17 protein-coding genes are annotated in these 14,420 nt (G+C 38.1%); 6 read left to right on the top strand and 11 right to left on the bottom strand.

The annotated features are described in order from the left end of the window. The first annotated feature begins 11 nt into the window (after positions 1–11). Complete coding sequence (locus I5M19_RS09425; RefSeq protein ID WP_200065964.1) at positions 12–1,367, top strand: UDP-N-acetylmuramate--L-alanine ligase; 1,356 nt, start codon at positions 12–14, stop codon at positions 1,365–1,367. Between the two features lie 82 nt (positions 1,368–1,449). Next, entirely contained in the window at positions 1,450–1,791 is a 342-nt protein-coding gene (locus tag I5M19_RS09420; RefSeq protein ID WP_200065962.1) for a helix-turn-helix domain-containing protein, read from the top strand. Positions 1,792–1,818: 27 nt separating this feature from the next. On the opposite strand, the gene I5M19_RS09415 is transcribed toward I5M19_RS09420, so the two are convergent. The 5 genes from I5M19_RS09415 to I5M19_RS09395 form a co-directional block, all read right to left on the bottom strand. Beyond that, a complete protein-coding gene (locus I5M19_RS09415; protein WP_200065960.1) occupies positions 1,819–2,937 on the bottom strand; it encodes a GNAT family N-acetyltransferase in 1,119 nt (372 codons plus the stop codon). A 73-nt stretch (positions 2,938–3,010) separates the two neighbouring features. Further along, a complete protein-coding gene (locus tag I5M19_RS09410; protein ID WP_200065958.1) occupies positions 3,011–3,217 on the bottom strand; it encodes a hypothetical protein in 207 nt (68 codons plus the stop codon). 140 nt (positions 3,218–3,357) lie between these two features. After that, the gene (gene scpB, locus I5M19_RS09405) at positions 3,358–3,918 is read right to left on the bottom strand and encodes an SMC-Scp complex subunit ScpB (protein ID WP_200065956.1); all 561 of its coding nucleotides are present in this window, start codon (positions 3,916–3,918) and stop codon (positions 3,358–3,360) included. A 94-nt stretch (positions 3,919–4,012) separates the two neighbouring features. Then, positions 4,013–5,137 (bottom strand): cyclic dehypoxanthinyl futalosine synthase, encoded by a 1,125-nt coding sequence (gene mqnC, locus I5M19_RS09400; RefSeq protein WP_200065953.1) that lies wholly within the window; start codon positions 5,135–5,137, stop codon positions 4,013–4,015. 61 nt (positions 5,138–5,198) lie between these two features. Beyond that, entirely contained in the window at positions 5,199–6,695 is a 1,497-nt protein-coding gene (locus I5M19_RS09395) for an ATP-binding cassette domain-containing protein (protein ID WP_200065946.1), read from the bottom strand. A gap of 447 nt (positions 6,696–7,142) precedes the next feature. Here I5M19_RS09395 and I5M19_RS09390 point away from each other — a divergent pair, with 447 nt between their 5' ends. After that, positions 7,143–7,304, top strand: a complete 162-nt coding sequence (locus I5M19_RS09390) for a hypothetical protein (protein ID WP_200065945.1) — start codon at positions 7,143–7,145, stop codon at positions 7,302–7,304. Positions 7,305–7,382: 78 nt separating this feature from the next. On the opposite strand, the gene I5M19_RS09385 is transcribed toward I5M19_RS09390, so the two are convergent. After that, positions 7,383–7,823 (bottom strand): hypothetical protein, encoded by a 441-nt coding sequence (locus I5M19_RS09385; RefSeq protein WP_200065944.1) that lies wholly within the window; start codon positions 7,821–7,823, stop codon positions 7,383–7,385. 115 nt (positions 7,824–7,938) lie between these two features. After that, on the bottom strand, positions 7,939–8,145 hold the full coding sequence (locus I5M19_RS09380) for a hypothetical protein (protein WP_200065943.1): 207 nt from the start codon (positions 8,143–8,145) through the stop codon (positions 7,939–7,941). Between the two features lie 355 nt (positions 8,146–8,500). Here I5M19_RS09380 and I5M19_RS09375 point away from each other — a divergent pair, with 355 nt between their 5' ends. Then, entirely contained in the window at positions 8,501–9,070 is a 570-nt protein-coding gene (locus I5M19_RS09375) for an RNA polymerase sigma factor (protein ID WP_200065942.1), read from the top strand. Between the two features lie 15 nt (positions 9,071–9,085). Beyond that, entirely contained in the window at positions 9,086–10,192 is a 1,107-nt protein-coding gene (locus I5M19_RS09370) for a S1 family peptidase (RefSeq protein WP_200065941.1), read from the top strand. Positions 10,193–10,273: 81 nt separating this feature from the next. On the opposite strand, the gene I5M19_RS09365 is transcribed toward I5M19_RS09370, so the two are convergent. From I5M19_RS09365 to pdxH, 3 genes are all read right to left on the bottom strand, one after another. Next, the gene (locus tag I5M19_RS09365; protein WP_235985815.1) at positions 10,274–11,398 is read right to left on the bottom strand and encodes an NADH-quinone oxidoreductase subunit D; all 1,125 of its coding nucleotides are present in this window, start codon (positions 11,396–11,398) and stop codon (positions 10,274–10,276) included. A 102-nt stretch (positions 11,399–11,500) separates the two neighbouring features. After that, positions 11,501–12,001, bottom strand: coding sequence for an NADH-quinone oxidoreductase subunit C (locus I5M19_RS09360; protein WP_200065940.1), 501 nt, complete (start codon positions 11,999–12,001; stop codon positions 11,501–11,503). After that, positions 11,998–12,645, bottom strand: a complete 648-nt coding sequence (gene pdxH / locus I5M19_RS09355; protein WP_200065939.1) for a pyridoxamine 5'-phosphate oxidase — start codon at positions 12,643–12,645, stop codon at positions 11,998–12,000. The genes I5M19_RS09360 and pdxH overlap by 4 nt, the downstream gene beginning before the upstream one ends. A 110-nt stretch (positions 12,646–12,755) precedes the next feature. Between pdxH and I5M19_RS09350 the strand changes: the two genes are divergently transcribed. Then, positions 12,756–13,316, top strand: coding sequence for a YqgE/AlgH family protein (locus tag I5M19_RS09350; RefSeq protein ID WP_200065938.1), 561 nt, complete (start codon positions 12,756–12,758; stop codon positions 13,314–13,316). 12 nt (positions 13,317–13,328) lie between these two features. Here I5M19_RS09350 and I5M19_RS09345 read toward each other — a convergent pair whose 3' ends face one another. Continuing rightward, the gene (locus I5M19_RS09345) at positions 13,329–14,291 is read right to left on the bottom strand and encodes an alpha/beta fold hydrolase (protein ID WP_200065937.1); all 963 of its coding nucleotides are present in this window, start codon (positions 14,289–14,291) and stop codon (positions 13,329–13,331) included. Positions 14,292–14,420: the final 129 nt, after the last annotated feature.

The raw sequence follows: 14,420 nt of genomic DNA, 5'->3' as shown, positions 1-14,420 counted from the left end.
TTATAAAACCAATGAAAGTACATTTCATCGCAATTGGCGGCAGCGCCATGCACAATCTTGCCATTGCCCTTCATAAAAAAGGCTTCGAAGTAACCGGATCAGACGATGTGCTTTTTGAGCCGTCAGCATCACGACTTGACAAATACGGTATATTGCCTGCATCCACTGGATGGTATCCCGAAAAAATAACTGCCGATCTTGATGCGGTTATTTTGGGCATGCACGCACGCACCGATAACACCGAATTGCTGAAAGCGCAACAATTGGGGATTAAAATATATTCCTATCCCGATTATATTTACGAACAATCTAAAAATAAGCGACGCGTAGTTATAGGAGGCAGTCATGGTAAAACAACCATTACTTCTATGATCCTGCATGTGTTGCAGGCCGGTGGTAAAAACTTTGATTACCTGGTAGGGGCACAGTTAGATGGTTTTGAAACCATGGTTAAATTAACCAATGACGCCCCCGTAATTATAATTGAAGGGGATGAGTACCTGGCTTCGCCTATTGATCGCAGGCCTAAATTCCATATCTATAAAGCAGATATTGGTGTAATTAGCGGTATAGCCTGGGATCATATCAACGTTTTCCCGACGTTTGAAAACTATATTGATCAGTTTAAAATATTTGCAGAAACCATACAACCCGGCGGTAAGCTAATTTACAATCAAACAGATGAAGTGTTAGAAGCAATGGCGGGCGACCTGGATGCAGGTATCGATCGAAAGGGTTATACACTGCCGGAATATGTAATTGATAACGGTGTAACCAGCGTTATAGCAGGTGAAAAAAAATATACGCTACAGGTTTTCGGGCAACATAATTTGCTGAATATGGAAGCTGCCCGTTTGGTTTGTCTGAGCCTTGGTATTAGTGATGCAAATTTTTATAAATATATAGCCAGTTTTAAAGGTGCCGCGCGCAGGCTTGAATTAATAGGAAAAAATGATACGGCGAGTATTTTTAAAGATTTTGCGCATTCGCCATCAAAATTAACCGCCACTATTAATGCTGTTAAAACTCAATTTCCGGACAGGGAACTTATTGCTTGTATTGAATTACATACTTTCAGCAGTTTGAATGAGAAGTTTTTAAGCGAATACTCGGGTACCATGGATAATGCAGATAAGGCTATAGTGTTTATTGACAATAAAACCTTTGAGCAAAAAAAAATAAAACCTTATGATAGCGCCGTTGTGAAACAGGCGTTTGCAAATAATAATTTATTGTTATTTACTGATCCTGCAGCGTTGTTTAATTATCTGCAAGAACTTCAGCTTACTAATGCCAATTTATTATTAATGAGTTCCGGCAATTTCGGTGGTATTGATCTGTCAGTTATAAAGAAAAAATTACTGTAAAGTTTACTGAATATTAGTTTGTTATTCAAAAATGTTGTAACTTTATTAACTATTGAGAAAACCTATCCTAATTAACATAAATATGAAAACACTTGGAAAAAAGATCCGATTATTACGTCACCAAAAGGGGTGGAGTCAGGAAGAAGTTGCTAAAAGATTAGATATTTCGATACCTGCTTTTTCTAAAATTGAAACCGGAATAACAGATATCAATCTTTCCCGCCTTGAACAGATCTCGGCTTTATTTGAAATGTCGGTAGTGCAGTTGCTTACCTATAACGAAGTAGAAGAAGATCAAAAGATCGCCAGTGAATTAGAAAGTGTTAACCGTAAACTGATGGATCGGGAAACTGAAGTTATTGATCTGCAGAAAAAAGTAATAGAGCTTTTTGAAGAGTTAAGACACAAGAAGGTAACTGCTTAAATTTTAAGCCCGTTATAATTTGCGGGCTTAAAATTTATACCTCATTGTTAAATGTTTTTTGCCAAATGTTGCTCCAACGGCGTCATGCAGGGCAAGCATTTTGTCGTTAAAATCACCCACCCACGACAGCTCCAACTCATCATACTGATTTAAAGGCAGAACATATTCCTTTAATTTTATAAATATAGCCGACTCCAACCCGTGTTTTTGGTATTTTTGTTTAGTTCCCATCACTACCGCCCGCATACGCGATACTCCTTTCCATTTCCTGTATAAAAATATCAATTTACCCATCAGGTTAAGTTTGCCCTTGAGCGGTTTTATCATTTGATTAGCATCAGGTAATATTACAATAAAAGATGCGGGCTCATTATTAATGTAGGCAAACCAAATTAATTTCTCGTCCATAATTGCTTTCATCTTTTTAAAAGTTTCTATTATGGTTGCCCGTTTAATAGGCACAAAATTTTCAAAGTCCTGCCAGCCATCATTATATATTTCAATAAAATCATCAGCGAATTTATCTATCTCCGAAGCTTTAAAATGTTTGAACTCGTAACCCGGCTTTTTAATTACCCAGTTAGCTATTTTTGTGAACCGTTCCGAAAACGGTTTGTGCACATCTAAATGGTTGGTTATCTGTTCATATAGCGTTTCGAAGCCGTAATTTTCGAAAAATTGTTTATAATAGGCGGGATTATAATTCATGCCGTAGGAGGGATGAGTAAATCCTTCCACCAGCAAACCCCAAAAGCTATCGTTCTCGCCAAAATTAATAGGCCCGTCCATTGCCGCCATGCCGTTTTGTATAAGCCATTCTTTAGCGGTATCAAATAACAGGAAAGCAGCATCCTGATTATTTATACATTCAAAAAAACCAATTCCGCCTGTGGGTTGCTCATAGCTGTATGCCTTTTTATCATTTATGAATGCAGCTATACGGCCAATAAGTTGCCCGTTTTCGTCTCTTAATATCCAGCGTTTCGCCTTACCGTGTTGATGGAAGTTGTTTTTTGCCGGATCAAATACGGCTTCGATCTCATTATCCAACGGACATACCCAGGTATTGTCATTCTTATAAATAACACGTGTGGTATCTAAAAAAGCTTGTTTGTTGCTACTGCTTTTTACTTCAGTTATCTTCATTAATCGCTTTATTATAAAAAAAGCATCCAGCGGTGTACTGAATGCTTTGAGTTATGGTTTATATTATTGATAATTAATCGTCATCGTCGTCATCATAAGGATCAAACGAATCATATCTTCCTAAATCATCGTCTAATGCCATATCGTCATCAAAATCATCATCGTCGTCATCCATTATCCGTTTTTTCGGCTTTGGATCGTCCATGTCATCATCATCGTCATCCGGACGTGCTTTTTTTGATGAAATTTTTTTTGTTGCAGGTTTTTTTGGAGTTCCCATCGTCAATATATTTTTTAGTCGTAAAACTTATATCAATTAACCTTTTTGTTTTATTATTTTTTAATTTATTATTAATTCCTTAGCGGATTAGATACAGTAAAAATAATTAAAATCATTTTTAATAAAAATATCTTTTTAATTTATTCTGTTTGCTCGCCAATACTACTGCTGTTATCTGTAATTTCCTTAAGCTGTGGTAGTTCTGTGATGTTATTTATGCCGAAGTAATCCATAAAAAGGTTACTTGTGCCGTAAAGAATTGGTTTCCCCACACTTTCAGACTTGCCTGTTATCGTAATTAACTCCTTTTCCAGTAATTTTTGTATGGAGTAATCGCAATTTACGCCGCGTATCTGTTCTACGTCTGTTTTAGTTACCGGCTGCTTATAAGCTATTATAGCTAAGGTTTCTAAGGCGGCCTGGCTCAATTTTTTTTTCGATCGCTGCAACTGTAGCAGACTTATTACCGGATGATAGGCCTTTTTTGTAAGGAATTGGTAACCATTGTTTATTTTAACCAATTCAATGGCCATCGCATCTTGCAGGTATTTTTTTGTGATATTTCCAATATGTATGTTTATATCGTCCACTGAAAAATCCTGCTCAAAAGCAGCCTGCAAACAATAAAGAATTTCCTCTGAACGGATGCCTTGCTCAGATGCAAAAATAAGTGCTTCGATATATTGCTCAATATTTTCCATTCCGTTGCAAATATATCAGAAAGTACGAATTATGGGGCTTTGCATACGTAAAGTAAGTGGATTGCCTGTACCTTAAATCGCTGTTTAAAAGTTCTTAGTAATTAATTACCTGTTCTTCAATTTCTACAGGAATATCGCGCCAATCGTATTTTTGGGTACGTAACTGAGGTTCAAAACCAGCCTCCTTGATAGAATCCTGTATGCCTTTTGCAGTAAAACGGTGTGGTGCACCTGCTGCTGAAACTACATTTTCTTCTATCATGATGGAGCCAAAATCGTTTGCACCAGCATGTAAACAAAGCTGTGCAACTTGTTTGCCCACCGTTAACCACGATGCCTGTATATTTTTAATATTGGGCAGCATTATACGGCTCAATGCTATCATACGGATATACTCATCACCCGTTACATTATTAGTAATGCCACGCACTTTGCGTAAAAGTGTGCCGTCGTCCTGAAAAGGCCATGGGATAAATGCCACAAAGCCATAATTCCCTGCTGGCTTTTCCTGCTGTACATCGCGTATCCACACTAGGTGTTCAAAACGTTCCTCTATAGTTTCTATATGGCCGAACATCATGGTAGCTGAAGTTGGCAGATTTAACTGATGAGCCGCCCGCATTACATCGAGCCACTCTTTACCGCCGCACTTGCCTTTTGATATTAACCGCCTAACACGATCATTAAGAATTTCGGCACCTGCACCCGGCAATGAATCAAGCCCGGCTTCCTGCATGGCACGCAGTACGTCTATATGGCTCATGCTCTCCAGCTTAGCAACGTGTGCTATCTCCGGCGGACCTAAGGAATGCAGTTTTAATTTTGGATAAAGCTGTTTAAGCTTACGGAAAAGATCGGTATAAAATTGCAACCCAAGATCGGGGTGATGCCCGCCTTGTAGCAAGAGTTGATCGCCACCATAACGGAAGGTTTCTTCTATCTTTTTTTTGTAGGTTTCAATATCAGTAATGTAGCTATCCTCGTGGCCGGGGCGACGGAAAAAATTACAGAATTTACAGTTGGCTATACAAACGTTGGTTGTGTTTACGTTCCGGTCTATCTGCCAGGTAACCTTACCGTGCGGAACCTGTATCTTTCGCAGTTCATTAGCTACGTACATCAGATCGGCTGTGGAGGCATTGTTGTACAGGTACACACCCTCTTCGATGTTTAAAAAATCAAAAGCTAAAGCACGTTTTAACAGATCGGCTGTATTCATGTACAAATATACAAGGATGGACGTGAAAGGTGAAAAATGAAAGTGTTATTTGATTTTTGGATTACATGTTGCCCACCACTTCGCCTTTATCCAGTCTTAAAACTTTATTCACGCTATCCGGTATCTCCTGCTGGTAATGCGTAATATAAATTAGCGTTACCTTACTTATACTGCATATTGCGTCTATCACATTTTTAAAATGCTGTTGCTGATGCTCATCCAAACCCTGGCAGGGTTCGTCCAATATCAATAATTCAGGATTTTTAACGAGCGCCCTGGCCAGTAAACAAAGCCTTTGCGCACTTGCGGGAATATTTTTTAGCAGTTGGCGAGCGTACTGATCAATTTCCAGTGCTTTCATCCAGTTAAGCGCAAGATCGGCCTTGGTTTTACTGCTTTGCCGGAATAGCCCGAGGGTATCGTAAAACCCCGACTCTATAACCTGCAGGCATGAGTTATCTGCCGGGAAATATTGATAAAGCTCCGGAGATACAAAGCCTATTTTACTTTTTATATCCCATATACTTTCGCCGGTGCCGCGTTTTCGGTCGAACAAAACAATGTTGTTGGCGTAGGCTTGCGGATTATCACCGTTTATTAGACTTAATAAAGTGGTTTTGCCTGCACCATTCGGGCCGAGTAATGCCCATCTTTCGGCAGGTAATATTGTCCAATTTACTTTATTAAGTATAGTATTATTTCCGTATTTGATAACTACATCAGTAAGTTTAGCAATGTATTTTCTGTCAGGCTCAAATGAATTTATTTTGAACAGATCTTTTAAGACATCAGCATCAAGCACAGAGTGATCATTAGGACTGATAGTTATTACATCAAATTCTTTTTTTTGTAATGTTTGAACTATTTTCCCTTCATCCAGCATGGCGATATCCGTAATAATATCAGGAATTTCGTGAACGGACGATGCCATTACCACTGTTATTCCCGATGCCGCTATTTGAGTAAGTAACTGATTGAAATTTTTTCGTGTAACAATATCTAATCCGGATAACGGGTTATCAAGTAACAACATTACCGGATTTTTCAAAAGGGCGGCTGCTATCATCAGGCGTTTAGTTTCCCCGTTGGATAATTTGATCAGCTGCTTATCCAATAATGAGGTTAAATTTAGAGCGACTGTAGTGTTTTCGAATTGCCAGTAACCGGTGTTGTTGTTGGTGGTCTTAATTCCTTTAAGATAAACGGCAACAGAGGGGGAGTCTTCGGAACCTGCGGAGTTATACCGTTGCTGATAATAAAAATCGGACGTGTTTGAAAGGTTTTTAAAGTGATGACGCGAGCCGATAAATGCAAGGTAGTTATGGAAATCTTGCTGTATGCCCGAAGAAGTGGCATCAGTTAAATTGCGGGTGATACCACCACCCGATATGGTTAAATTGCCGGCTATTGTTTGCAGCAATACACTTTTTCCTGATCCGCTTTTTCCTGTAATCAACCAATGTTCGCCACGGTTTATATTAAAATTGAGTTTATCAAATACCTTATGATGCTGAAACTTAACAATAATATCCTTAGCTGAAAACAAGTTAGTAGACATAGGTGCCTAAAATAACAGATTTAAACAGGACATTTATAAACGATGCCTTAAAAAAGTTTTTTTAATTCGGGGTTATTGTAAAATAATTGAAATTAATTAACAGGATTTTTTATTTCTTACAATTATTAAATTTTGAAAAAGTGTATTTTAAATATGTATTTAAAAAATATATTTTTATTTTAGTTGAACCTATCTGTGAAAATCAACGTATTTACTAATAAACCTTAGTTGATTTAAATTTAATTAATGCTTTTATGAATTTACTGCTTATTGCTGATGCTGTAGTGCTTTTTACATTGGTTAGTTTCTTTATTGTATTAATTGCAGTACGGTTTTTACCCGTGGAACAACAAAATACCGACGAATTTTAATACAAGAAGCCGTTTTGTAAAACAGGTCTGATTATTGTATTCAATTTGTTAACGAAAATCTTACAATAATCAAAAAATGAAAAAACTTACTTATCTATTATTCGCAATGGCAATAATCGCCATGAGCAGTTGTTCTGTAATTGGTGGTATATTTAAGGCCGGTGCGGCAGTTGGAATAATTGCCGTTATAGTAGTAATATTATTAGTTATATGGGCTATTTCTGCATTCCGGAAATAACCTTGCTTTATAACTATATATAAAGGCAGCAATATCATTTATGCAATTAAGTTGAGGAGTATCAATGATGCTCCTTAACTAATTATGCGCAATTGTTACATCCTTTAATTGCCAGCTTTTTTTATCCGCCCAGTCGCCGCCTGTATAAATTAAATTTACCTTCCATTCAGATCTTACCATTTTGCCATCATCATTTAAGGTTTTTAATGTTGATCTTACCTGGTATGAATTAGTTGCGGTATCTATAGTTGATGTGAAATCATTCTTAGGAAAAACAGATGTTGAAGGTTGCTTCAATTTTTGTTTTACGAATTCTTTAGCAATAGCAAATGCTTCCTTGTCATTAGGTTTACGATTAACATGTATCCTTCTATTTTGAAAAACACGCAATAAAAATACTGCAAACACTATGGCGAATAATATAGAAAATATGGTAGCTGTGCGTATGTGAGGATGTTTTTTCCAGCTTGTGTTCTTTTTTTCTTCAGGAGTTAAATTACGCCATTCTGAGTATCGCATATAGTGGTGGTTTTAGAATAAACAAAAAAGGACGATAAAGTTTTTTAATATAAATACAGTAAAAAAAAACGCCCTTAGCAGAACTAAGAGCGCTTTTTCTAAACAAAAAAGTATATTACATTTTTGCAGTAGTGTCTTTAGCAACTGAATCAGGAGCCATAGTAGTATCAGGAGTCATAGTGCTTGATGAATCCATCATCATTTTAGATGAATCAGCAGTAGCAGCTGAATCAGCAGATGAAGAAGAACCAGAACCTTTACAAGCAGCAGCTGAAACAGCGATAGCTAAAGCTAAAAAGCCAATTTTGAATGAATTTTTCATTTTTGTGTTTTTTTTAAGTGATTTAATAGTTTTCAACCCTTAATACATAAAACAATAAAAGGTAACCCACTTATTTTTAAAAAAAGTTATTTTATTTACTGTTTTTGTTAAAAAATTGAAAATCAATTGTATAATATTTATACGTTAATGATTAATACCGAAATTTGATTAAGGTAACCCATAATTAAATTTAATTTGACTTTTTGTGTTTGAAGACCTCTCAAATAATAATGCGATATTGGCAATGTTGTAAATAAATATTGCAGGTTATAAAAGTGGGTTTACAACTATTTATAAAAATTGAAAAAATAGTTTATTGCATTGGGTTACAATTTGATAAAATAAGTATTAAGTAGTGAATAAACAGTTGAATACAGAAATTCCGGCAGATAGCGAAGTGATATTGGGTATACTTAATAACTCAGAGAGCATTTTAAAAAAGTTATACCTGGCATATTTTCCGATGATCCTGCAACTGATTATTAATAATAATGGCGACGAGGAAGATGCTAAGGATATTTATCAGGAAGCCATTATAGTTCTTTATAATAAGGTAAAACGGGGCGATTTTGAATTAAGCAGTAAGCTTAAAACTTTTATCTATTCTGTTTGCCGCCGTTTATGGTTAAAAAGGCTTGCGCAGGTAAACCGGTTTGGCGGCGACATTAAGGATTTTGAAGAGTTTTTGCCGGTAGAGGATGATGTGGAAAACCACGAGGAAAGAGATATGCAGCTTAATAAAATGGAAGACGCACTTAAATTGTTAGGTGAGCCCTGTAAAACCATTATGGAAGATTTTTATATGCATAACAGATCAATGCAGGAGATTTGTGAACGTTTTGGATATACAAACGCGGATAATGCAAAAACGCAAAAGTATAAATGTCTGCAAAGGCTGAAAAAATTGTTTTTTCAGCAAAAATAGTTGGAGGGGTAAGTAATGAAAGATGACCAATTGACAGAATTGATTGAACGATATCTTGATGGTGATATGAGCCAGCAAGAACGTGACCAGTTTGAGCAACTTTGTAAGTCTGATGCTTCAGTTAATCATAAATTAAAAGAGCACAGGCATTTTACGGGTTTGTTAAAACAGTATAACGAACGTTTAGAACTGGAAAACAGGTTAAACGCCATACATCAGGAAATTGATGTGCACACCCTTAAGGAAGATTTGATGGTACATCCGTCATGGGTTGTGCGTTTATGGCGTAATCATCACTCCAAAATATCAGTAGCGGCTTCCATTGCCATATTTGCGATACTTACTACCATGTATTTTACCGGAGATCTGAGTAACGAAGATCCGCGGTTTGTGGAGTTGAAACGTGAGGTAGGTAATTTAAAACGTTCCACCGAGAATTTGAATCACGCGACCAGTACGATTATACAAGATATTAAAAAAGATAAAAAGCTAACCAATCCCGGCAATTATCGGGGAAGTGGTTTCGCGCTTTCGGCAAATGGTTATATAGTTACCAATTTTCATGTTGTTAATGGTGCCGACTCTGTTTATGTTCAAAATGATAACGGGGAATCTTTCCACGCTAAGGTTATTTATACGGAACCACAATATGATGTGGCCATATTGCAGATAAACGACCCATCTTTTAAACACTTAGACGCTATACCATACACCTTTAAAAAGAGTAAGAGCGATCTGGGTGAGGATCTGTATACCTTGGGTTACCCTGGCGATGATATATTCTGCGGAACGGGTGCATTAACTTCTGCATCAGGTTTCAGAGGTGATACCACTGAATACCAGGTTTCTATACCGGTTAACCCGGGAAATAGCGGTGGACCCTTAATTGATGGTAAAGGAAACATTGTAGGAGTTATAAACGGAAAACAAACACAAACCTCCGCTGCGGCTTTTGCCGTCAAATCAAATTATCTGTTAAAAGCTATACAAAATATACCCGCGGATTCACTAAGCAAGTCGCTTAATTTGAATACGAAAAACTCACTTGCCGGATTAAGCAGGCCGCAGCAAATAAAAAAATTACGCAACTATATGTTTATGGTTAAGGTGTATAACCAGTAAATATCTTTGGAAGATATTATGTTTATAAGGACAGGACCAAAAAGGTTCTGTCTTTTTTTTTGAGAGGTAAAGGGTTAGTTGCTATCTATCCACTTCGCCTAATACAATATCAATAGAACCTATTATAGCTACAAGATCCGCTATCATTACACCTTTGGCAAGTTCGGGTAATACCGATAAGTTATTGAAACTTGGCCCGCGTGATTTTACTCTGAAAGGTACTTCGGTTCTGCCATCGGCTATAAAATAAAAACCTAATTCACCTTTTGCCCCTTCGGCACGTGCATAATAATCCTGAGGTTTAGGCGTAATTTTGCGGGGTAATTTAGCTCGGGGATCAAAATCAGGGGTTCGTTTCAATTCGTTTTCCAAGCGGTCAAGGCTTTGTTCTATCATTTTTAACGACTGATCTATTTCATCTACCCTAACTTTATATCTGTCCCAGCAATCGCCAACAGTGCCCATTTCGCCTTTGCCGCAGGGTATGTCAAATTCTAATTCAGGGTAAACTGAATAATTGTCTATCCGGCGCAGATCGTATTTTAATCCGGAGCCGCGTAAAACCGGCCCTGAACAACCGTAATTTATGGCTACATCTAATGGCAGCACACCAACATTGGCTGTACGATTTATAAATATCTGATTATCGGTAAGCAGGCGGTTCAATTCTACCATCTTGGGTTTAAAATAATCTACAAATTCGCGGCAACGTTTTTCAAATCCTACAGGCAGGTCATAAAATAGCCCTCCAACCCAGATGTAATTATACAACATACGTGAGCCCGAAGCCCATTCCAGCATACCCATAATATGCTCCCTGTCGCTAAAGCACCATAAAAAAGGGGTAAAGGCTCCTATGTCAATGCCGTAGGTACCGATGGCTATGAGGTGTGATGCTATCCGGTTCAATTCGCATACCAGCACCCGAATATATTCAATACGTTTGGGTATATCTTTATCAATACCTAACATCCGCTCTACACCCATAACCCAGGCATGGCTGTTATTCATTGATGCCAGATAATCCATCCGGTCGGTAAAGGGAATAGTTTGCTGGTAAGTTAAACTTTCGGCATGTTTTTCAAAGCAACGATGCAGATACCCGATATGCGGAATAACATCTTTTACTATTTCACCATCGGTGATCAACTCCAGGCGCAATACACCATGTGTAGACGGGTGTTGCGGCCCCATATTAAGTACCATGTCTTCCACGCTTGCGTCAGCTATCTTTTTTTGATAACGCTCTAATGCTTCGTTGTATTTTGAATTGATAAGTTCCAATCTTCCCTATGTGCTTCCGGTTATTTAATCTATTTGAATGCCTTTATAATATTTTTCTGCTGTGGTATAATCTTTCCGTAACGGAAAGCCATCCCAGTCGTCAGGTAATAAAATGCGCCGCAGATCCGGGTGTCCTTCAAAAAATATTCCCACCATATCATATGCTTCCCGTTCATGCCAGTCGGCAGTACGGTAAACCGACGTAACACTCGGGAAAGAAGGTAATTCATTCTCATCCCGGTTATTGGGCTTACTCACCTTTAAAGTGAGCTGTAGGTGGTAGGGGATAGATGATAAATTATAAACAACACCAAAGCGACCGTCGGCAACGCCATGGTCCACACCGCTAAGGCACGATAGGAAATCAAAATGAGTTTTTGGATTATCGCGTAACTCCAGGCACACGTCAGCTATCTTGTCGGGCTTAATTAACAATGCAGGCTGTATTCCTGTTGTTTCTTCCCCGTCAATTACGTCCTGACCGAACTTTTCTACCAGCAATAATTTGATATCCTCAAAACTCATGGCGCTAACCGTACTATTTTCCAGCTTTTATTATCGGTTTTTTTATAAACGATCCTATCATGCAGGCGGCTGCGACGACCCTGCCAAAATTCAATCATCCTTGGTTTTAAAATATAACCGCCCCAGTACGATGGCTTAGGCACTTCTTTATCTGTATATTCGGCTTCCAATTGTGCCATTTTGCTTTCCAGTATTTCACGGCCGGCAATCTCCTGGCTTTGCGGAGATGCCAATGCACCGATTTGACTGGCCTTAGGACGCGAGTGGAAATATTTTTCCGAATAATCACGATCAAGTTTCTCGATGGTGCCCTCAATTCTTATTTGGCGCTCCATATCGCCCCAAAGAAAAACTAATGCAGCCAATGGATTTTTGCCTAACTCTTTACCCTTACGGCTTAAATAGTTTGTATAAAATTTAAAGCCATCGTTGCTGAACCCTTTAAGTAAAACAATACGTGCCGATGGGCGACCATCAGTTGTGGCTGTAGCCAGCGTCATGGCGTTAGGTTCATATATCTTTGCGTTAATGGCTTCGTTAAACCATTTATCAAATTGTTTTATCGGGTCTGGGTTTACGTCCGTCTCCGAAAGTGAGGCAGAACTGTAATCTTGTCTTAAATTTTCTATGTCTTGCTGGTTCATTATCGCAAACTTACAAATTAATTATACCGTAAATATTGAAATAACGTTCATTTTTAAATGACAATGAACATATTTTTTAAAATACTGTTATCTTGATTAAAAATAAACCTATGCTTAGTCCAATTTCCGCGGCGGCCGGCAGGTTGCTTATCTCAGAACCATTTATGCCCGACCCTCATTTTAAAAGGGCGGTTATACTTTTAACGGAATATTCAGAAGCCGGCGCCATGGGCTTTGTGCTTAATCATCAAAGCGATTATTTATTAGGCGATATATTACCTGATGTATCTTATTCGGAGATCCCGGTGTACCTGGGTGGACCTGTATCTGAAAACACCCTGCATTATATACATTGTTGTCCTGATAAAATACCGGATGGAATTGAGATAAGCACCGGTGTTTTTTGGGGCGGAGATTTTGAATTGATCAAAAAGCTGATCACGAACTATCAACTGAACGAAAATGAGATCAGATTTTTTACAGGATACTCAGGCTGGACGCCCGCACAATTAGATAATGAACTACGGGAAGATGCCTGGATAGTAACAGATAAATATACTACCGATACAATTTTTGGTAATGGCGATAATTTATGGAAAGAAACTGTGATCAGCCTCGGTCAGCGTTATGCGCACATAGCCAATTTTCCGGAAAATCCCACATTAAATTAACTTTAGCCTATATTATTTGGTTAAAAAATCATTTATTACTGCAAATTCCTTTTCAGGTTCCTCAACCTGAGGGTTGTGTCCCGACTTCTCGAACATTACAAATTCTGCCTGCGGACAATATTCTTTATACTTAACCATCATTGTTGGAACTGCAACCCTATCAAAACGCCCGGCCAGTATCAATACAGGCATTTTTAAATTTTTCAAATCTTTACGGTAATCAAATGAACCTATATCGCTGCCTACTATAAAGTCACCATCCTTTCCGACCATTTGGTAATATAATTTAGTGTTATTGGGGTTAGGGTAAGGTTTACGTCCTCTGCCCAGGAATTTATCAGGGTTATAGGCATATAAAAAACCATAAGGTACACGGCTATATATATCCTGATGCTGCTGATCGCTTGATACGGCGCCCCTTTCCCGAATTTTCATCAGTTCGTCCCAAACTTCAGGATAGTTAGTTTTTATTTCATGGTTGGAGTTATCATCATTTGCCTGCCACATTAAGTAACTGTGAAAAGTATCAGCTAAAATTAAATGACTTAAGTGAGCCGGGTATTTAATAGCATAACCCTGAGCCACCACACCGCCGTAAGAGTGACCGAGTACGGTTATTTTGTCGAGCTTTAAAGCAATACGAAGAGCTTCGATATCATCAATATCGCGCGCAAGTGTATATTCTGCAACATTTTTTGCTGTGTCTGATTTGCCGCGTCCAAAAGCGTCAAAATAAATAAGCTGGTGATGGTTTTGCGCCAGCGGGTCAAAACTGCGCAACCCAACATGCGCACCACCGGGGCCGCCGGCTATAAATATAATGGGGTCGCCCTCCCCAACAGTTACAACCCATAATTTGGCACCATTAACATTAACGTACTTTCCATCTGTCCAGCTATCAACCTGTTTTACTTGAGATAGTGCCGAACTACTTAGTATAAACGTGCCTATTAAGAGTATAAATAATTGTTTCATGTTGCTTTTTGTGGGTTAAAACTAACAATACCTGTAATATGTACCAAAAAATAGCGCAGTTTAAAACAGATACTTACTTTATCCTGTTAAAACTAAGACTAACCGTTCGAATTAATAATTAATTTGCAG

Origin of the sequence: Mucilaginibacter segetis, from assembly GCF_016522075.1 — a bacterium.
Lineage (GTDB): Bacteria > Bacteroidota > Bacteroidia > Sphingobacteriales > Sphingobacteriaceae > Mucilaginibacter > Mucilaginibacter segetis.
Note: the sequence above shows the minus strand (reverse complement) of the source record. Positions and strands in the feature narration are given on the sequence as shown.